The sequence below is a fragment of the Bythopirellula goksoeyrii genome (assembly GCF_008065115.1).
GTDB lineage: Bacteria > Planctomycetota > Planctomycetia > Pirellulales > Lacipirellulaceae > Bythopirellula > Bythopirellula goksoeyrii.
Window position 1 is genome coordinate 6,036,399 of the sequence record NZ_CP042913.1, and the last position, 20,913, is coordinate 6,057,311.

Consider the following 20,913-nt stretch of genomic DNA (forward strand, 5'->3'; position numbering starts at 1 on the left):
AAGCCGTGCGCAGTTTCGGCGAATTCTCTTACTCGATCAATCCGCGACTCTGCAGCCAGTTCCCCAATAAATTCGGCCATTCGACGACAGGTTTATCTTTCCGCCGCATTCCAAATCCATGGCCACCTTCGTCGAAAACGTGCAACTCGGCAGGGACCTTGTGTTTCACTAGCGCACGATAAAACCGTAGGCTGTTTTCCACCGGCACACCTCCATCGTCTGTAGCGTGTACGAGAAACGTCGGCGGCGTGTCGTCGGTGACTTGCAGATCGTTCGACATCAGCTCCACCATCTCCGTTGTAGGCTGATCGCCTAGCAGATTCTTTCGCGAACCGCCGTGCGTGATATCCGAATCCAACGAAATCACCGGATAGATAAGCATCAAGAAGTCAGGGCGGCACGACTGCTGATCAATAGCATCCTCAGCGCTAGCGTCCCCGCCGTCGAAGTGTGTTCCTACCGATGAGGCCAAATGCCCCCCGGCAGAGAACCCCATGACTCCAATGCGATCTGTATTGTATCCAAATTCGCTTGCGTTTTCGCGAACTATCCGCACGGCACGTTGAACATCGCTCAAGGGCACCGGATGCTGGTGCGGCCCGCCACCGTGGCGATACTTCAAGACGAACGCGGTGACTCCCCGTTTGGCAAACCACTGGGCGACTTCCGTCCCTTCCTTGTCGAAGGCAAGTCCGCCATACCCGCCACCAGGGCAGATGATGACCGCAGTTTCGCCTTTTTCCTTGGTGCTGGCAGGAAACACGGTTAGCGTAGGAACCTTGACGCGGGTGACCCAACTATTTGGAACGCCCGGTTCGCCACGTTCTTCGCTTAGTTCGACGTCAGTGATATCTTCTGATCCAGGAGCAATGCCGTTCCACAAGTCAATGACTTGTTGCGTGGCGACTTCCTGGCCGTTCGTAAATGATGTAGTCATAGCGAACAAGAGAATAGGGTAAAGATAAAATGATAAACGAGACATAGCGATTCCTTCTGATGAGAAACAAGGATTATTTCCGCCAAACACCAACCACAGCCGGTGGATACGACCGCACGAGCCAACTTTCTTCTTCACGACTGTCAGACACACCTCCGCGCAGCAAGTTGAAGTCGAACGTCGTGTCCGCTTCTACCACAAAGATACTCTCTGCCGGTGCGTGGTCGAGTACCCTTTCGATGAGATCCAACATTTCCGCTTGCCGTTCGCCGTAAAAGGAATAGGGAGGACTGCAGAAGACAAGCCAGGGAGGGAGAGAATTCGGAATTCGGAATTCGGATTGCGGAGAGGTTTCGGATTCCACACTCCGCATTCCGCACTCCGCATTCGCCAAGTCTCGCTTCGCCCATAAGAAAGCGCTCGTGACCAAGAGCTGTGCTTTATCGGCCAACCCAAGCATTGCGATGTTTTCTTCGATCACACGGGCCGTGGGAACATGTCGCTCGATAAAGGTCGCACTCACCGCACCTCGACTTAACGCCTCCAGCCCGAGTGCCCCCGTGCCAGCAAAGAGATCGATGGCGTGTTTACCAGCGGAGTCGATGCTAATGAGATTGAAGATTGCCTCGCGAACCCGATGCTTCATTGGTCGCGTAACTGCGGCCCCCCCTTGCTGGAAGGGTTCATAACGCAACTTACTCCCACGAAGCTTGCCCCCAATGATCCGCAGTTCAGTGCTATCAGCGAGGTCTGTTTTCTTCTTGCGTTTGTTTTTCGTCGGTTTGGCCACAGAGGTGCCTTATAAAGTTGCGGGTGCCAAAATACGTACCTATTTGTTAAAAAGATAGGCTCTCGCAGAGACGCGGAGATAGCAGAGGTTAAACTACTTCGCCTCTCTGTGCCTCCGCGTCTCTGCGAGAAAACTTCCTTCCACAGAGTTCTTACTTGCCACCATTGTGCATTGAATTGCTAGAGGTACTATCCCATGGGACGTTTCTTATTTGTTTTTTGTTGGTTTCTTCTCGCAAATATAGGCGCAATCCGTCTTGAAGTCGTCACAGCTCAGCAGCCCGTGGCCCAGAACTCGACGGATGCCCTGGTTGCCAGTTTCGAAAAGGCGCGCAACGAATGGGTCGCACTCTACGGAAAAATCCAAGCCAAGCAGCAAGATAAGGCTGGCAAGTCGGGTGACCAGCTCAAACAGATCGACTCCGAGATTGATACCCTGCGGGCCCAGGCCGCTGAGCAACTTGGCGAATTAATAGAAACGGGGTTGGCAGTCTATAAGGCCGATCCCGACGGAAATCCCCAAGTAAAAGAGACTTTGATTTCCATGGCCACGTTCCATGTCTTGGGAGACGCCCAGGGCAATGGCGGCGACCAATTCGAACGGGCATTGCCGCTGATTAAGGACTTACTCGCCGCCGGCGCGGGGGCAGAAGCTCCTCAACTGTGGTTGCTCGGAGCGGTGAGCGCAGTTAGCCTGAACGACTTTAACTTGGCCAAAGAATACTTCGCTCAGGCCGAAGCCGCCGGGGCCTTTCGCAGTGCACCTCAAAGTGCGTCTCAAGGCCGGTTGATGCAATTGGCCCAAAGTATGCGAGACGGTTTGCCCGACCTGGAACAGAACTGGCAGATAGAACAACGAATTCGCGAAGCGGAAGGGCTTGCTGATGATCTTCCGCGCGTGCAATTCACCACGAAAGACGGTGATATCGTAATCGAGCTTTTCGAAAACGAGGCCCCGCAGGCGGTGGCCAACTTTCTCACACTCGCAAAGAAGGGCTACTACGATGGCGTGCCCTTCCATCGTGTGTTGCCTGGCTTCATGGCCCAAGGGGGAGATCCCACCGGTTCGGGTAGCGGCGGCCCCGGTTACTCCATCCGCTGCGAGTGCCACGGCGACGACTATCGCAAACATTTCCGCGGTAGTCTCAGCATGGCCCACGCAGGGCGGAATACGGGTGGCTCGCAGTTTTTCCTCACTTTTGTCCCCACCAGTTATCTCGATGGTCGCCACACGGTTTTCGGCCGCGTGGTCGAAGGCATGGACGTGGCTGCATCCATCAAACGCCGTGACCCCGACAACCCCAGTGGACCGAAGCCAGACAAGATTATCAAAGCCACGGTCCTCCGCGATCGGGGGCACGAGTACAAGTTTGAGAAGCTGCCGGGGAGGTAGTTATTCTTTCATGGACCATGTGTTTCTTTCTCCAACGAATTTTTCATTTTGAGCGTACCACACGACACACCTCGACAATTAACTATTCGTGCGGCGGTTACCGGAGCGCTCCTGGGAGCAATCCTCGTACCATGCAATGTCTACTCGGGGTTGAAGATCGGCTGGTCGTTTAATATGTCCATCGCTGCGGCTTTGCTCAGCTGTGGCTTCTGGGGAGTTGCTCGTCGCGGGCTGGGTGAGCGGCGCATTGCCACCTGGGGGCTACTGGAGAACAACATCAATCAAACTTGCGCCTCGTCCGCAGCCTCGATTATTTCCGCCGGCCTCGTGGCACCGATTCCGGCGCTCGCGATCCTCACTGGCCAAACACTCACTTGGCCTGTGCTCTCGGTCTGGCTGTTCACGGTCAGTTGTATCGGGGTGCTCGTCGGTCTCGCACTTCGCCGACAGATGTTGATCGTCCAGTCACTTCCGTTTCCCTCTGGGATAGCGACTGCCGAAACGGTTCGTGAGATTTATGCTGAAGGTCGCGAAGCAACAAATCGCGTACGCTATTTGCTGGGTGCGGGTTTTCTGTCCGGCTTAACCAAACTTTTTGCCGACTTCATCTATCAGCTGCCTCAGATTGGCCCGGTCATTGGACTGGGGACACTTCGACTGTCGACGCTCACAACACGCAGTCTTGGCTTTGTGCTAGATCCCTCGTTCTTAATGATTGGTTTTGGGGCGATCGTTGGTTTGCGAGTGGGGTTGTCGCTTGTCGTGGGAGCTTTCGTAGCCTGGGGGATATTGGCTCCGTGGTTGTTTGCCTCGGGACGTGTCCCGCTGCCTGTCGAAGATCAAACCGTTTATGGCAACGCGGTAGAGTTCTTGCTCTGGCCCGGCGTGGCCATGATGGTTACCTCGGCTCTGGTCTCGTTCTCGTTCTCACTCCCAGGCATCTTTCGCAGCTTGTTGATTCCCAAGTCGGATTCTGAAGAGCTCGTCGATGTCGAAGCGGGGCCCAGTGTGCCCACAAAATTGCTGGTTGTGGGGTTCTTGCTGGCAACCATCGCAACGACTGTGGCCCAGGTAACCATCTTTGGGATCGAACCCCACATGGGCTTCTTGGCAGTGCTACTCACTTTTATCTTGGCAATCGTGGCGGCTCGGGTTTCTGGGGAAACTGGGATTCCTCCGATCGGGGCGCTTGGCAAAGTCACGCAGCTAACCTTCGGATTCATCAATCCCACCAACGTCACTGAAAACCTCATGACCGCCAATGTCACCGGAGGTGCAGCCGGGCAGTGTTCCGATTTGCTTCATGACTTGAAAGCGGGACTTCTTCTCGGAGCTTCCATACGAGCCCAAGCAGCAGCGCAATTCTTGGGCGTGCTTGTCGGATCAGTAGCGGGCAGTGCTGCCTACTTGGTGCTGATTCCCGATCCCGCGGCAATGCTCCTCACCAAAGAGTGGCCTGCCCCGGCGGTGGCAACTTGGAAAGCTGTTGCCGAGTTGTTTCGCGATGGCATCGATGCCGCTCCCTCGGGGGCGCTGCTTGCTTCAATTGTGGGAGCGATCGTGGGAATAGGCTTCTCAATCTTGCAGAAACTGTTGCCAGATAAATACGCTCATTGGTGTCCCAGCGCTGTAAGTCTCGGGCTCGCATTTGTGATTCCCGCTTTCAATAGTATCTCGCTGTGTCTCGGGGCGATTGCGGCCGCGATCGCAACACGCGTTGCACCGACGTGGTCGCGCAGGTTTGTGTTGCCGATAGCCGCAGGCTTAGTAGCGGGCGAAAGTCTAGCGGGAGTCGCTAGTGCACTCGCGACTCTACTCTTTTCGTCTTCCTGATGAGAAGTCTTTTGACCAGTAGATACACCGTCAGGTGCAAAGGTACCCTCTCGAATCGAAAGTCGGCAAGACAAGTCTCGGTAAAGGTGGTCTGAGGCAACTCCATTTATGCACTCAATACTGGGGGTCCCAATTGGCAGTGCAGAACTTTGAGTGTTGTGCGCGGGTGCTCCAATGAAATCCTCTGCAACTGCAGACTGCAACGGTCCCCCGAGAGAGCAATACGCACCGAGATTACTCTCCCAAACGACCAAAGAGTGTCATATCGAGCAAAGAGATGGTTCAAGTTTTCAAAGATCGCGCAGCCTCTGCTGCAAACCCCTATTATCGCGATTCGAGTGACCAATTTCTATAAGAATGTTTGTGCCAGTAGATCCCGCTTGCCGAGCGGGATACTCAGAGCTTGTCGGAGTACCAACCCGTAGAACGGGCACTGTGCCTCTTGTGAGTTTCTTGGAAAAGTGCCTAGACATGAAACGACTTGTGACATAGCGATGAGACCCGTTACGGGCTGAATGCGGTCGGAGATTTAGCCAGAATTCTTGAGCCACGGGTTGTCACGGAAATACACGGATGGTTAAGCAGCGTGTAGTTTCATCAGTAGAGGAGAGAGTCGTTGGCGGTGAAGGTCTGCGACCCGGCACACAGTCGCCTGTTTGGCGAATCGAGTTAGAATGTTTTACGGCCTCTATGTTTCTGGCGGAGTCTTCAATTACACTGTCGACCTTGCCTTCATTGTTCCCGCAGGTCGAAATCGAACTTCAGTTATTGACAGCGGTTAGGAACACCACTCGGAGATGCGGCACGCTCGAGACTGTCGAGGATTGTGCACCCGCTGACTCGAAGAAGTCTGCGTATCTGTATGAGGTGTCTGCGCGGAAGACAGACCTCTGCGACTTATTTAAGAGCGTATTCCGCTTCGGCTGGTTAACCTTCGCTTAGTTCGAGATCCGACAATTTGCAATCGGTGGCGTGTCCGCTGCTGCGTTTGCCGTATAGTCGTGAACAGCTTGACCACGCGCTGCACTTGGTGAACTAGCCGGGTTCGAAGAAGTTGGAGACAAAACGTAGGGTCGTAACGATTATGCGGAGTACTGATGGCCTTTCGATGTATGACCTCTCTCTCTACGTTTCAGCAAATAACGCAAGCTGTGTATAATTGGGGTCTATATAGGCTCGTTTCCAAAATGCGACTGCATTTTGCTTATCCCCAAAAATAGTCATGCGTGCTGTCTACTAACTTCTCCCGATCTTTGTAGATTCAATTTGAAGACGATGAATCGAAAGCAAACAATACTTGGAATTGCTATCATTCTCGCGGCGACTTGCGTAATCTACTATCCTTCGCTGCACGGTGAATTCATCCTCGATGACGACGACTACATCACAGAAAATGAATTCATCAAGGCTTCGGATGGGCTCTCCAGTTTCTGGTTTAGCACAGAGCCGGTCGACTACTACCCGATCAGCAATTCCTCGCTCTGGTTTCAATGGCGACTGTGGGGGGATACGCCAACGGGATACCATGTTGTCAACCTGGGCCTGCATATTGTTTCGGTTTTACTCCTGTGGAGAGTGCTGATCAGGCTATCAGTACCCTGGGCCTATTTTGCAGCCCTGCTGTTTGCCGTGCATCCTGTAAATGTTGAGACCGCTGCCTGGATTTCCCAGCACAAAGGGCTCTTGGCTCTGGTGTTTATGCTACTCTCGATACTTTGCTTCCTCAGAACCATTCCTCCGGAGCCCTCTGATCGGCTTGTGTTTTTCAGACAAGGCACAGGGCTTTGGTATGCGCTGGCCATTTTCTTCTTCGTGTTGGCATCGTTCAGCAAAGGCTCCGCAGTCATATTGCCCGCACTATTGGTGCTACTCACTTGGTGGAAACGCAAGATTTCGTACTGGGACCTAGCCGCTACCGTCCCGTTCTTTGTTATTGGGGCCATTGCCACTAAAATACATACTTGGTTTCAGTTGCAAAGTCCCGAGATTGCCCTATTACCCGAAAGCAATTTACAGAGGCTCCTTTGTGCGGGCACAACGGTTTGGTTTTACTTGTACAAAGCACTGTGGCCCCTGAAATTGCAGTTCGTCTATTCACGCTGGGAAATTGACGAGTCGCAACTGATGTGGTGGATACCGCTTATCGCGTGTGTTGCCACAACGTTCATGCTGTGGTGGTATCGCAATCGTTGGGCACGTGTTTGGTGGGTTGCTTGGTGTTGGTTTGGTATCGCTCTAGTCCCCGTGATGAGCTTTGCCGACATTGGCTACATGCGATTTTCGCTGGTAGCAGATCACTACCAGCACATCGCTATCATTTCGGTTGTTGCACTAGTGGCTGGGTATTGGCATGGGGCTTACCAATTATTGCCTCGGATCGCCATGCCCGCGGCATGCGTGATTGTGCTTGCGCTGAGTTTCCTAAGCTGGAAACAAGCTTCGCTCTATGAAACTGCAGAAGCTCTGTATTCGCATACCTTGGCAGCGAATCCCGGCTGCTGGCTTGCCCATAACAACCTTGGCGTTGCTTTGGCAGAGCATGGCGAGTTGGAAGAAGCGATTGAGCATCACCAACAAGCCATTCGCATCGAGCCCGAGAACCCACGGGGACACAACAACCTTGGAGTGACTCTCCGGCAGATGGACCGAGTAGAAGAAGCACTTGTGCACTATAAAATTGCGTTGGAGTATCGGCCTGACTATGCGAATGCCCATGTCAACATGGGAGTCGCGTTACGCAAACTAGGACGCACCGAAGAAGCTGTTGAGCATTACAAGCTGGCGGTTAAACTGCTGCCGAACTCAGCCGCGGCCCACTTTAATTTAGCGAACGCATTACGAGAGCTGGAACAACTTCAGTTGGCAGCTGAACATTATCGACTGGCGATCTCACTCGACGAAACCAACGCTTATGCACACTGTAGCTTGGGAGATATCCTCGCTGAAACTGGCCAGTTGCAGGAAGCGAAGCAGCATCTTAAGCGATCTATAGAACTCAAGCCCGATTACGCCATCGCACTCAACTCCTTGTCGTGGCTCTATGCAACGGCTGAGAATTCCAGCTCAGACGAAACTGCGAATGCGATCAAATTGGCGGAGAAAGCAGTCGCCTTATCAGAGGGTAAGATACCAACCATTCTAGATACATTGGCGACAGCCTATTATGCAGCAAACATGACTACAGAAGCTCTCGCGACTCAAGAACGCGCGATTGCCTCTGCACGCGAAAGTGGTGCTGAATCAATTGTTTTGGAATTCGAAGAAAAGTACGAGCGCTGGCTGAAGGCAGCTAATCGTATCGAGGAGACCCACCCATGAATTCTTCTCAAGCTCCGTTGCCACCGGAAGAAGATAGGCTCTACCTTTCTGTTGTAGCCCCCTGCTACAACGAAGAAAGCGTTATCGAGGAATTGTACAAACGAGTTACATCCCTATGTCAAAAGCATGGCTATAGCTACGAAATTGTGCTCGTGAACGATGGTTCACTAGACTCCACTTGGGAGATACATCAGCAGCTCTGTGCAAATGATCCAGAGCATATGGTGGCTGTCAATCTTTCTCGCAATTTCGGCCACCAGCTGGCACTTTCGGCCGGGCTGAGTGTTTGCCGAGGTGAACGCATCTTGATCATCGATGCGGATCTTCAAGACCCGCCCGAGCTTTTGCCAGATATGCTCAGAAAGATGGATGAAGGTGCAGAAGTTGTCTACGGTGTTCGTCGTACCAGGTACGGCGATTCGTTTCTCAAGCGAACTGCCTGCACGGTTTTTTATCGTTGTCTTCTATTGCTATCAGACTACCCGATCCCGCTCGATTCGGGAGACTTTCGTTTGATCAACCGAAGAGTGCTTGATGCGTTGAATTCCATGCCTGAACGGCATCGGTTTCTGCGGGGTATGATCAGTTGGATTGGATACAATCAGGTACCCATCCACTATGATCGTGACAGTCGTTTTGCGGGAGAGACAAAATACCCGCTCAGACGACTGATCGCACTCGCGATCGACGGGATTACTACATTTTCAGTGAAGCCGTTACGCCTGTCATTTATTTCAGGACTAGGAGCGTTGTTGTTTTCACTGTTGCTGTTTATCTATGCGATTATCTCGTGGTACTTTTTCCCGGACGCACCACGTGGCTGGGCAAGTCTTATGGTGGTTGTCTCTATGCTGGGGGGGATGCAGCTCTTTGTGCTTGGCATCCTCGGTGAGTATCTGGGACGCGTCTACGAACAATCTAAAAGTCGCCCCTTGTTTCTTATCGAGTCGATAAAGCGGGACTCAATGCAATAGCTGTGTATAGTAGGGCGATAAGGATATCGTGTTTGCTGATAGAAGTAGAGTTACAGCGACTAACGGAATGCGAGTAAATGTTTCAACCAGCATAATAGTGTGCGTTTCGCTAACCACATCTTCTTGCTGAGCCGCTGATAAGTCAAGCTGCCTGTTTTCCACTCAGGAGTTAAGCAATGGCGAAACAACAGCGAGATCCGGCGAAGGAAGCACTTTGGCGGAAGAGACTTCATCGGTTTGCAGCGAGCGGCCTGAGCGTGCGCGTGTCCTGCAAGTCACGGCCCTGGTGCAACCTCAGGAGATGCGAGAGTCCATCAAGTATGTGCAGTTGGATAGACCGACTTGGCCTCGCTCCTTAGAGGCCGCTGGCTTCTAATGTCTGTCCTCCCTTGCGTACTTTAGAGCAGTAGAATCCCAGCCCGCGGTGTCAAAATCGCCGCCTTTCTGTCACAGTCCGTCCCGGAAAGTGTCCAAGTGGATGGTGCGAGCTGCCTTCGCGTAGAATGACCCAATCCAATGCCCGATGAGGACGATTATGCACAATCCCTTCGTAGAAGCTACAGATCATGATACTGAAGATGTTGAGTTAGTGCGTCAGGCCAAGAACGGCGATCGTGACTCTCTTGAAAGGCTGATATTGCGGCATCAAGCTTGGATCTACAATATTGCCGTTCGCATGGTCTTTCAGCCACAGGATGCCGAGGAGGTGACCCAGGAGGTACTCATCAAGGCCGTGACCCGTCTGAGCACGTTTCGGGGCGAAAGTAAATTCCGCACCTGGCTCTATCGCATTACGGCAAATCATGTGCTCAATATGAAACGCCGCGGAGGTGAGACGATTCCGCACACCTTCTCCTCCTACGCGGATGCAATCAATAACACACCTGATCTCGACTTGCCCGATCCAAAGAGTGTGCCGGTTGACGTATCACTATTGATAGACGAAACCAAGATCGCCTGCACTACCGGCATGCTGCTTTGCCTTGATCGAAGGCAGAGATTAATCTTCACACTCGGGGAAATTATCGGCGTTTGCGACACGGTCGGGAGTGAGGTCATGGACATGTCGGCAGATAACTTCCGACAGTGCTTGGCACGTGCTCGCCGCGATCTCTATCAATTCATGAATCACCAATGCGGACTCGTTAATGCGAGTAATCCTTGTCGCTGTCCCAAGAAGACCAAAGGCTTCATCGACGCAGGACACGTCGATCCCTCTTATCTGCTTTTCTCCTCTTCTCGCGTCCAACAGATTCGCGACGCCGCGGCCGACACTGTTCGCGAGATCGACGAAGTGGCCGATCGATCCTTTGCGGCCATCTATCGCGATCATCCGTTCCTGAAGCCCTCGAACCAAGCTCAATGGCTTCGGCGAATTCTCGATCGGCCGGATGTTCGTGCGACCCTTCATTTAAATTAAATTGAGAAAATTCCCGCCGAGCCTGTCACAGTCTGCAGCAGTGCGCGTCTAGGTAATCAAGAAGAAACTTTCTTGCTGATTACAAAGGAGATGAATCATGTTACAGCTAAAGGGGCGAGTTGCCCTGGTAACCGGGGCATCGAAGGGCATCGGCGCAGCGATCGCCAAAGAACTGGCCCTGGACGGGGCGGCGGTCGTCGTGAACTACGCGACCGACCGCACCGGCGCGGATGCCGTGGTGAAGCAGATTGCCGACTCCGATGGTCGGGCCGTGGCAATTCAGGGGGATGTCTCGAAGTCGGAAGATGTGCGTCGGTTGTTTGCGGAACTTGCAGATGCTTTCGGCTCGCTCGATGTTCTGGTGAACAACGCTGGCGTTTACAAGCCGATGCCGATCGTGGAACTAACCGAGGAAGAATTCTACCGGGAATTCAACACGAACGTGCTTGGCCCGTTGCTTATGATCCGGGAATCGCTCGACTACTTCGGACCAAACGGCGGCAGCATTATCAACGTGGGCTCCGGAGCATCACGGATGTGCCCGCCCGGCTACTCAATCTACGCCGCCAGCAAAAGTGCCCTGGATGCTGTAACGGGAGTCCTCGCCAAAGAATTGGCCCCGCGCAGCATCCGAGTCAATTCTGTTAACCCCGGGGCCACGTTGAGTGAGGGTACGAAGTCGGCTGGATTGTATGGAGCTGGCAGTGAGTTCGAGCGCCAGCTGGTTGCGATGACACCGCTTGGCCGCGTGGGGACGCCAGAGGATATCGCAAAGGTTATCGCTTTCCTCGCTTCGGACAATTCCGGCTGGCTGACCGGAGAGGTGATCCTGGCATCCGGCGGCCTGCGATAGTCGGCGTTGATTATGAAATGCAGTTAAGATCAATAAAGGAGAATCCATGTCAGCTTACATCGTGTTCATTCGTGAGAAGACGCTCGACAAATCGGAGCTGGAAACGTACTGGCAGAAAGCACCTGCTGCGATGGAGAACCAGCCGATCAAGGCACTGGCGGCCTATGGTCGCCACATGACGATAGAAGGGCCAGATGTCGAGGGCATTGTCATCGCAGAGTTTCCGACCTTGGAGGAAGCACGCGCTTGGTACGAGAGCCCGGCCTACCAAGAAGCAGCTCAGCATCGACTCCGTGGTGCAGTCTACCGTGGTCTAATCGTGGAGGGGGTGTGAACAGTCAGGACCGGTCCCCTTCAGAGAAATGAGGGATTTCCTGTGTGCTTGTCCAGACCGAGTTGATCGGAGCACAATCGCAAGTATTCAACATGCAGAACGTGCATCATCCGCCCGCTGGAAAGGATCTCCCCAAGGCGCTTATAGCATTCCATTACCCCCGGCTTTGTGCGTCTCGCAGGAACGGTGGCCTTTCACCGGCCTGGAGTTTCTGCGGTGCGGAATCACAAAGCCGCGCGCGGTATTCTTTGAGATTGGTAGCCAGCGTGGCGTTACGGATATCACCGCCAGCCGCCCGACGGCTTACTGCAGACTTCCGAACGCCACGCTCGCTTCGCCCCAAACGGATCACTCAGATGACGCTCAGCAAAGCTCCCTATAAGGACTCCGCCGGACGAAGCATGGACTACCGATTTACCAACTGGCCATCTTACAAAGGAGTCGGATCATGAATCAACCAACCGCACAACGTGGCCTCTTCATCGGAATCGACTGGGCCGACCAGAAGCACGACATCCATGCCATTGATCGAGAGGGCAAGGGATTTCACCAACAACTCGAGCACTCGGCCGAGAGCATTGACGCCTGGGTCGCCGAGATGCTCAAGCTCGCCGGCGGGCAGCCCATCGCCATCATGCTGGAGCAGTCTCGTGGAGTTCTGATCTATGCGCTCATGTTTCGCGAGAACGTGCTACTCTATCCGGTCAATCCGAAGCAATTGGCCCGCTATCGAGACAGCTACCCTGGCGGCGGCAAGAGCGATCCCACGGACGCCATGTATCTGGCACGGATGCTGCTTGAACGAATCACGACGCTGAAGGCCTGGCAGCCGGACGATGAAAACACGCGGCTGATCGCCAACTTGTCCCAGCAGCGGCGTAAGCTCGTCGACGGTCAAACGAAACTGCGACTGCAGCTAACGGCCCTCTTGAAGTCGTGTTTTCCGGTCGTTTTGGAGCTTTTCGGCAAGCAGCACCAGCTACCCCTGTTGCTCAGTGTGCTGTGTCGATGGTCCGACCCTCGCCAGTTACGGCGCGCCGATCGTCGGCTCATTCGCCGCGTCCTGAGTGAGCACTCCGTACGCAACGAACATCAGCAGAAGGAAATCCTCGAGCGGATTCGTGCGGCCCAGCTACTGACCCGCGATGACGCGCAGATTACCCCATCGGCGATGGCGGTCATGCTGTTGGCCCATCAGATCCAACAAACTCTGAAGACGATTGAGGAGTTTGATGCCGCGATCGACGAAGCGATGAAGCAACATCCCGACGCGCACTTGTTCACAAATCTGCGTGGCGCCGGCAGCGCGCTGGTGCCACGCCTCCTCTGTGCCTTCGGCTCGCAGCGGGATCGCTGGGAAGATGCCGACAGCCTAGCGTCGTTCAGTGGGATTGCCCCTGTGACGAAGCAGAGTGGCAAACAACGCCACGTCCACCGGCGATTCGCTTGTCCCAAGTATCTCCGGCAGACGTTTCACGAGTTTGCCGACTGTGCACGACGGTTTTGTCCGTGGAGCAAAGCCCGCTATCGCATGCTCCGCGGCATGAAGCATCACGCGGCGCTGCGAAAGATAGCCCGTAGCTGGATCAGAATACTGTTTCGCGTCTGGAAGACACGAGTACCATTCGACTGTGATCGCTACATCGCCAACCTGAAACAACGCTGCCCAGATATCATTCCCTACCTCGCCCAAGAAAGCTAAAAATTATCCCCAAGATCCCTTGCCTAGAACTCAGATGTCTGCGGTCTGCCGGCCGGGTAGTCGATCTGAATCGGGCCATCCTGCAGATTCGAGAAATTGAAGATGTAGGGAGTGGTCAAATTACCGGTGACGATTCCGCGTTTCTCCTTGAGCGACCGGAGAACCACGAAATCGGTATCCTTGGTGACGCCGAAGGCATCACCCTGGGCGTCGCGCCACGCGGTGATGCTGACCAGTGGGGTCGACCACAAGTAAAGCTGGCAGGCCCGCTGGTAGTCCATCTCGTCGAACAGCCGCTGCGAGACGTCGTCTGCAAAGTAGCTGTCTTCGAGTTCGATCTCCCCGATGGGCGTGGAGATCGTCTCGTCACCCTGCAAGGATGCATCGGCCAGATTGATAGGGGCTCCATCCCCGAAAGCGATCGGAGCCAGACCTAAAGTCAGCGCTGATGTGAGGAGAACTAGTCGAATATCGCGGGAGCTGTATTGCAAAGCAACCTCTACTTTCATTAGGAGTGATTTGAACGGAGGAAATACTTATCCGAAGTAGATTTTCTCGGCTGTTGGTAAAAAGAGAGTTGATTGTCTATCCAAGAGAACAGTCGTATCACGAATTAAATGCGCCTAATCTAACTCAATCGTTACCGCGTTCAACTTCCCCTTGAACTTAAAAGGCATTTTATATCCCTCCGCGACGGGTGTACCGGTGTCGAAACCGAAGTCCATCGTTTCGTCGAGCGTCACGCGGTTGGGGATGCTCTTTTCAACTCTTCCTTCGCCTACTTTCTTGTCGTTGGCATAGAGCGTCACATCCGCACCTGCGAATGGCTTATCGGCATCTGTCACATAGACGGCTTTAAGCGTAACCTCGCCGGTGGGTATCGCTTCGTCTGACTTGACGGTGTACTGGTCCACGCCGACGAGGTTGTAATCGTAGACCAGCTTGCCATCGAGCACATACAAACCATAGCCGGCGAACCGTCCTCCCTGGGTAAAGAGCATTCCGTCCGCTCCTCCTTCAGGAATAACCACCTTGGCAGTAATAGAATGACTGCGATGCTTGAGGTCGGGTGCGGCACCTTCGGGGAGTCGAAGAAGGTTGGGATAGGTAAAGCTTTTGCGTCCTTCCGTGAGGCTGGGCCGATTGGCGACGTCGAGCCGCTCGGTCTTGCGATCGTCGAGCGGCAGCACGTTGTATCTGGCCGCCTCAGCGAAGAAGTGTTTTACCATCTCATCGAGTTTCTCAGGATTGTCCTTCGCGAGGTCATTGGCCTGAGCAAAGTCTTCGTCGATGTGGTACAGCTCCCAGGGCATGTTCAAGAGGTCCCCGGGTACTGGTTCACTGTACCAGGGGATTCCTCGAATCGCGCTGGCCATCCAACCATCATGGTAGATGCCTTGATTGCCAAGCATCTCGAAGTATTGCAACGTGCGACGGTCCTTGGCATCTGCGTCATCGAAGGTATACATCATGCTGATCCCCTCAACCGGCTTCTGGGCCACGCCATTGAACTGGGCAGGCATTTCGACGCCCACCGCCTCGAGAATCGTGGGGGCAATGTCGATCGCATGGTGAAATTGATCGCGAATTTCGCCGTGGGCTTTGATGCGCTTTGGCCAGGAAATGGCCATGCCGTTGCGGGTACCACCGAAGTGGCTGGCAATCTGCTTGGTCCACTGGAAAGGGGTGTCCATGGCCCAGGCCCAAGCGGCAGGAAAATGGTTGTAGTGTTTTTCGCTGCCTAACGTTTTGAGCGAGGCGAGTTTCATTTCCAAAGGCTCGGGAATCGCGTTGAAGAAGGTCATTTCATTCAACAGGCCATTGAGTCCGCCCTCGGCGCTGGATCCATTGTCGCCAGCGATGTAGAAGATCAGCGTATTGTCGAGTTCGCCCATCTCTTCGATGGCGTTGATGACTCGCCCCGCCTCATAGTCTGTGTGGGCCGTGAATGCAGCAAAGACCTCCATCATGCGGGCGTAGATTTTCCGCTCGTTCTCGGGAAGCGAGTCCCAGGCAGGCAGGGAATCGGGTCGCGGGGTGAGCTTGGCATCTTGCGGCACGACCCCTAGTTTCTTTTGCCGGGCAAATGTCTCCTCGCGGTACTTGTCCCAGCCGCCGTCAAACTGCCCTTTGAATTTATCCACCCAATCTGCAGGGACTTGATGCGGAGCATGCGTCGCCCCGGTTGAAAAATAAACAAAGAAAGGCCGCTGGGGAGCGACTGCCTTGCTGGCACGCATCATGCGAATCGCGTGATCGGCAATGTCGGTCGTAAAGTGATAAGGCGAGCCATCCTCATTCGTCTTGGGAGGTTCGATCCGCTTCTTGTTCTCGACCAACGCTGGGTGGAATTGATCGGTATCGCCACCGACAAAACCATAGAAGTAGTCAAACCCGAGTCCACCAGACCAGCGATCGAAGGGACCAACGATGCTCGTTTCCCAGTCGGGCACGTTGTGATTCTTGCCAAACCAGGCATTCATGTAGCCATATTCTCGCAACACCTCGGCGAACGTGGTAGCTGAGGCTGGAATGATCCCCGAGTAACCAGGAAAGCCCGTGCCGGCCTCGCCGATGACACCGCTTGCTACCGAGTGGTGGTTGCGTCCGGTGAGCAGCGCTGCTCGCGTTGGCGAACAAAGGGCGGTGGTATGAAAACGATTATAGCGTAGGCCATTGTCTGCCACGCGATCGAGCGTGGGAGTAGGGATGGCTCCACCGAAGGTTCCCATTTGACCGAATCCGCAATCGTCAATGAGTACGATCAGGATATTCGGGGCGTCTTCGATGCCAAAGTTCTGGGGAATCTTGAGTTTCGGTTTGACGGCTTCCGAATCTTTATAGGTCAGGCCAATCTTACCAGTAAACGGCTCTTCGGGACGAGGCAGGACTTCGTCGGCGTAGGCTCCTGTGAACAATTGAATCGCCAGAAATGAAGCGAAGTAGGTGAGTGTAAGTACGATTCTTTTGAGCATCGCTGAAACTCCTGTTTGGGGTGGATAAGTTGCCGCGTACACTGGTGAGCTGAAAAACAAGACTTATGGGGTGCTTTCTCAAGATAGATTTAGCTACTCGATCGAGAAACCCCGCGATGAACACTTGCACCGCACCTCACTTTATACCCTCTTTGAGAGGGGTTCAACGAGGTATATGCGACCACCGTTAAGAAACGGTTGTGATAGACCGATACTCACGACATTTTGTCATGGATTTCGCAACCCGAGATTAGGTTTGGCCACTATGAGAGAAGCGAGACTTTCTTGATGCGTTGTAATCGCACTTCTGCTTTGATCGCTAGTTGTTTGGGGGCAGTCGGAATCGCAGTATGTATTGTGATTGCCTTAGGTTTGTGGTTTCTGGCTTCGCGACTAACAACTGCGAATGACACTGCCTTCGACGCAATAGACAAGGCACTTACTGCCGTTGTTGACCGGACCCTTGATGCAGGAAAGTCTGTTCAAGAGTCCAAGATCACGGCCGAATCCCTTGGCGAGACTCTACGAAATCGAACTCTCGATAAAGCTGCCGAGCAACTCTCTTCGCGATTGGAGCTAGAAGCGAAGTCGGAGCGTTTGCTCTCAGGAATTCAGCAAGCTGACCACGGGCTGGATGTCGCGGCGGCTTCTATGGAAGTTCTCCAGAACGCACTGGAGCTGGGCGGATCATTGGGTATACCTTTAGACGGTTCGTTGGTCGCTTCCCTAACTGAGAGAATTGCAACCTTGCGCGCCGAGTTGCAAGAAGCGACAGATACGATCAACGGAATCAGCGAGGGCGTGGCCGAATTGGCGGAGGGTGACATTGCCCATCAACGGAAACAGCAAGTCGTGCAGTTGGCACTGCGTGTCGCACTTTCGCTTGGCGAGATTGATTCTCGAATAAACTCGGCAGCGTCTGCGCTGTCCGACACTCAAGCCAACGCTAAGAAGGTGCGAGCGAAAATACATTCACGGATCGTCTTTGGGAAGTTGATGTTTCTCCTGCTCATTGCATGGATGGCGGCAGGCCAAGTGGCACTGCTGCGTCATGGCATGAAGAATTATCGGCTCGTGCGAAACGCATCCTAGCTGGAGCACTCCGGCTGCACCAGGTGCGACGACTCCTGTGCCTTTGCACAAAGCTAACTCTCGCCTCTTTGGCGATGCGGGCTAGGATTCTTACCTCGCCGAGTGTTCCTATCCGTAGTGCTAAGTTCAAACGCAGTTGCTGAACCGATGAATCCACGACTGAATAGAAGCAAGAAGATCAAGATGTAAAACTCTTATCGACAATCGCTGCTCCTACCGAGTCACCATAAGTGTTGACTGCTGTGCGAAAGCGATCAAGTAACCAGTCGATGGGGAGTATCAATCCGATTAGTTCCAAGGGCAAACCGACCGCATTGAGTACAATGAGCATCGTTACCAAGCCTGCTTCGGGAATACCAGCTGCTCCAATTGCTGCCAGCGTGGCGGTTATCGCGATCACCACTTGCTTGTCGAAAGTGAGCACAAACGAGGGGTCGGTGAGAGCATAAGCCTGAGCAATGAAAATGGCTGCCGCTGCTTCGTAGAGAGCCGTGCCATCCATGTTGATCGTTGCTCCCAATGGCAACACAAACTCCGTTGAGCGTGAGGACACCCCGGCATTCTTCTCCGCGCATTCCATCGTGACGGGCAAAGTCGCCGTCGAGCTGGATGTCGAGAAGGCCGTCAAGATGGCCTGTGACATCTGTACAAAGAATGTCCATGGACTTCGCCGAGTGAAGAACCACAGCAGGAAGGATAAAGTAAATACAGCATGAATGCTTAGTCCAACGATCACGCTGGTCATGTACCAAGCTTGCGTCTTGAGCAAAGTAAGAAACTGTCCGTCTAGTTGTGCTCTGGCAAATCGCGCGGCCACCAGGCAAAAGATTCCCAAGGGTGCCAGTTTCATCAGCAACAAGATGAAGTTCATCAAGGCATCGTTGATACTCAAGACAAGACTAGTGATCGTCTCCGCTCTGCTACCAAGCGTGGTGAGCATCGCCCCAAACGCAATGCTAAATATGATTAACGGCAAGAGGTTGATTTCAACCATGGAACCTAGCAGATTGTTAGTGAATAACATTAACACAAGGTTCCGAAAGATGGCACCAATAGAGGGTGCCCCCGGGACTAAATAAGCTTCAACAATACTATGAGTTCCCCCTTCTTGTGGCTGAAAATCGATTCTTACGAATCGCACCTTTTCCGACACGGGGATAGCTGGATTGGTAGTGTAGATGCCCGTTTCCGTGCCGGCAACGAATTCACCGTCGGGCAACTCGTCAAATTCGTTGCCATCCTCGCTCCACTGCACAAGTGCCCGAGCTGGTGTCTCCGCTTGCCCCACTTGATCGATTGAGATGCGTACACCCCAGACTCCCTTCGCTGGTATCGAAACGTTTTTACTTTCTCCGGCAGTTGCCGAACGATCGCCAGTGACATTGTGCCACTCGAATCTTTGTCTTTCGTTGCGACCTGCGGCATGAGCAAGTGTCTGCTCGCCCTCTTTTCGGGCATCTTCCACCAAGGCAGGATCAATCCCGCGGCCTGGATTTACGATATTGACGACAATCAGTCCGGTAACAACAGCCAATATCGTAGTGCTTAGATAATAAGAAACCGCATAGGCTCCAGGTCGACCGAGTTTGCGGACATCGCCTAATCCCAAGATGCCACTCATCACGCTGGCCATCACCAACGGGACGACCACCATCTGCAACATCCTCAAGAAGACTTCCCCCCCGACCTCAAGCAGACCAACAACAGGTCGAAGACTCTCTCCGAAGAGTGCGGGGCCGACGATCGCCAGAACGACTGCTAAGACGATCGCGCCAACAATGTAGAGCGTGGAATGCCGATGATTCTTCGATTTGTTGCTCTCTGGCATTTTTAGCACTCGCTTTCATGAGCCAGAATTGCGATGTCTGCGGACAAGCCAAGACCTCACAGATTTCTCGTGTAATTGATGATTCTCATCTGTATCTTGCTTATCAGGTTCGCGCATTGCATGAGAAAGATCGAAAAAGTGCGGTCACCCCTGAGATCCTCGTGAGTTAAGTTACCCAAGGCCTGGAGCTTAATCTCTGTGACATCATCCAGGAATTTCTGTAGTTTATCCGGATCGGTAACGTGCATTTGTTGGCGTTCTATATCGAGCGTTCTCTCGAGATAGGAATCGAGACGCTCTTTCTGGAGACGGATCTGTTCCTGACTTTCTTTTTCCTTTAGTCGGCGCCAACGATCCCAGATCAGGTAGATGGCCGCTCCGCAAGCGAATAATAACTCCTTGCCCGCTGCCAGTCCTTCCAACACAGAATGCAATACTCCATATTGTCCAAATGGATCGTGATAGCGTCTCGTTACTGGATGCAGTTGGGCAGGAGAGAGTTCTCGCGCCTGTTGCGGAGAGAACAAGGTCGAAAAGTGAGTCAGCAGACCTTCCTCAAATATCGAGTTTAGCAACAACTTTACGAGAGCTGACGAAGCATCCTCGTTGACCACTACCCATGCTGACGCGGTCACAGTTGGCACCGTCTGTCGAGGCACGGGTGGCCACAAGTTCTTTGGGATTTCATAGGTTTCGAAATGGCGAAAACGCATGTTCAAAGCCTCTGCGTCCAAAGGCAAGAGATCGAATTCCCCCGTAGCTAAGACTTTTCTTAAGTCTTCGTTTTCTAGCCCTGAAGTGACGATCGCAGCGTCGTATTCACTTGATACATCGCGCAATAATTCCGTGAAATGCACTTCTCGAAGATCGGCACGCTGAGTCAAGTCGTAATGCTCTAGCACGTCGAGAGCGCTTTTCTGAATGCCCGATCCAGCAACGCCGATGATGATCGTCTTCCCTGCCAGGTCACGAACTGAATCAACGTGCAGCTCTTCATCCGGTGTAAGCAGAAGCTCCCTGCGTACAATTAGGTGCACTACATCACGATGCAAGGGAGTAACAATCGCGAGACCTTCTAATGAAACGGACCCTGCTTGTACGATCGCGACATCGATCTCGCCGTCACGCAGCCGAGCACGATTGTCTAGAGAACCTGAGGTGGGAATGACCTGAATCTCGTGGCTGGTGCGTTTGCGCATTTCGTCCGCCACACGTTCACCTTCTTCGAAGTACAAACCACCTTCCATGGCAGTTCCGATTCGGATCACAGGTGGCAGAGTGTCTCGCAAGAAAAACCAGGTCACGAGTGAGGCCACCAAGACCCCGGCCATTAGCCAAGCAAACCATTTACGTAAGATACGTGATAGTGGTTGCACCATTATTCTGACCACTCATCCGGCTGAATCAGCATCGAGAATGCAAGAGAACAGAGATAATCAAACTGGTCGTGACTTTCAGCAAAGCT

At 53.3% G+C, this 20,913-nt stretch carries 15 protein-coding genes; 9 read left to right on the forward strand and 6 right to left on the reverse strand.

Translation table 11 applies throughout. The features are described 5' to 3' along the window. Positions 1-28: 28 nt before the first annotated feature. Both Pr1d_RS23860 and Pr1d_RS26160 read right to left on the reverse strand, forming a co-directional pair. Positions 29-982, reverse strand: coding sequence for an alpha/beta hydrolase (locus tag Pr1d_RS23860; protein ID WP_148075873.1), 954 nt, complete (start codon positions 980-982; stop codon positions 29-31). 28 nt (positions 983-1,010) lie between these two features. Continuing rightward, complete coding sequence (locus tag Pr1d_RS26160; RefSeq protein WP_148075874.1) at positions 1,011-1,727, reverse strand: RsmD family RNA methyltransferase; 717 nt, start codon at positions 1,725-1,727, stop codon at positions 1,011-1,013. A gap of 195 nt (positions 1,728-1,922) precedes the next feature. Here Pr1d_RS26160 and Pr1d_RS26805 point away from each other — a divergent pair, with 195 nt between their 5' ends. From Pr1d_RS26805 to Pr1d_RS23905, 8 genes are all read left to right on the forward strand, one after another. Continuing rightward, positions 1,923-3,119, forward strand: a complete 1,197-nt coding sequence (locus Pr1d_RS26805) for a peptidylprolyl isomerase (protein WP_238476581.1) — start codon at positions 1,923-1,925, stop codon at positions 3,117-3,119. A 48-nt stretch (positions 3,120-3,167) separates the two neighbouring features. After that, a complete protein-coding gene (locus Pr1d_RS23875) occupies positions 3,168-4,952 on the forward strand; it encodes an OPT family oligopeptide transporter (protein ID WP_210417820.1) in 1,785 nt (594 codons plus the stop codon). Positions 4,953-6,227: 1,275 nt separating this feature from the next. Beyond that, a complete protein-coding gene (locus tag Pr1d_RS23880; protein WP_148075876.1) occupies positions 6,228-8,270 on the forward strand; it encodes a tetratricopeptide repeat protein in 2,043 nt (680 codons plus the stop codon). Continuing rightward, positions 8,267-9,244, forward strand: a complete 978-nt coding sequence (locus Pr1d_RS23885) for a glycosyltransferase family 2 protein (RefSeq protein WP_148075877.1) — start codon at positions 8,267-8,269, stop codon at positions 9,242-9,244. The genes Pr1d_RS23880 and Pr1d_RS23885 overlap by 4 nt, the downstream gene beginning before the upstream one ends. Positions 9,245-9,779: 535 nt before the next feature. After that, positions 9,780-10,664, forward strand: a complete 885-nt coding sequence (locus Pr1d_RS23890) for an RNA polymerase sigma factor (protein WP_148075878.1) — start codon at positions 9,780-9,782, stop codon at positions 10,662-10,664. 97 nt (positions 10,665-10,761) lie between these two features. Further along, complete coding sequence (locus Pr1d_RS23895; RefSeq protein WP_148075879.1) at positions 10,762-11,517, forward strand: SDR family NAD(P)-dependent oxidoreductase; 756 nt, start codon at positions 10,762-10,764, stop codon at positions 11,515-11,517. 46 nt (positions 11,518-11,563) lie between these two features. Next, complete coding sequence (locus Pr1d_RS23900) at positions 11,564-11,851, forward strand: DUF1330 domain-containing protein (protein ID WP_148075880.1); 288 nt, start codon at positions 11,564-11,566, stop codon at positions 11,849-11,851. Between the two features lie 448 nt (positions 11,852-12,299). Next, positions 12,300-13,553, forward strand: a complete 1,254-nt coding sequence (locus Pr1d_RS23905; RefSeq protein ID WP_148075881.1) for an IS110 family RNA-guided transposase — start codon at positions 12,300-12,302, stop codon at positions 13,551-13,553. 23 nt (positions 13,554-13,576) lie between these two features. Here the strand turns inward: Pr1d_RS23905 and Pr1d_RS23910 are convergent, their stop codons facing one another. Beyond that, positions 13,577-14,044: a DUF1254 domain-containing protein gene (locus tag Pr1d_RS23910; RefSeq protein WP_210417821.1), complete on the reverse strand. Its 468-nt coding sequence runs from the start codon at positions 14,042-14,044 to the stop codon at positions 13,577-13,579. 132 nt (positions 14,045-14,176) lie between these two features. Further along, positions 14,177-16,528: an arylsulfatase gene (locus Pr1d_RS23915; protein WP_148075882.1), complete on the reverse strand. Its 2,352-nt coding sequence runs from the start codon at positions 16,526-16,528 to the stop codon at positions 14,177-14,179. Between the two features lie 288 nt (positions 16,529-16,816). On the opposite strand from Pr1d_RS23915, the gene Pr1d_RS23920 reads away from it, so the two are divergent. After that, positions 16,817-17,620, forward strand: coding sequence for a hypothetical protein (locus Pr1d_RS23920; protein ID WP_148075883.1), 804 nt, complete (start codon positions 16,817-16,819; stop codon positions 17,618-17,620). Between the two features lie 178 nt (positions 17,621-17,798). Here the strand turns inward: Pr1d_RS23920 and Pr1d_RS23925 are convergent, their stop codons facing one another. Both Pr1d_RS23925 and Pr1d_RS23930 read right to left on the reverse strand, forming a co-directional pair. After that, complete coding sequence (locus tag Pr1d_RS23925; RefSeq protein ID WP_148075884.1) at positions 17,799-19,448, reverse strand: dicarboxylate/amino acid:cation symporter; 1,650 nt, start codon at positions 19,446-19,448, stop codon at positions 17,799-17,801. Positions 19,449-19,504: 56 nt separating this feature from the next. Further along, positions 19,505-20,827 (reverse strand): TAXI family TRAP transporter solute-binding subunit, encoded by a 1,323-nt coding sequence (locus tag Pr1d_RS23930; protein WP_148075885.1) that lies wholly within the window; start codon positions 20,825-20,827, stop codon positions 19,505-19,507. Positions 20,828-20,913: the final 86 nt, after the last annotated feature.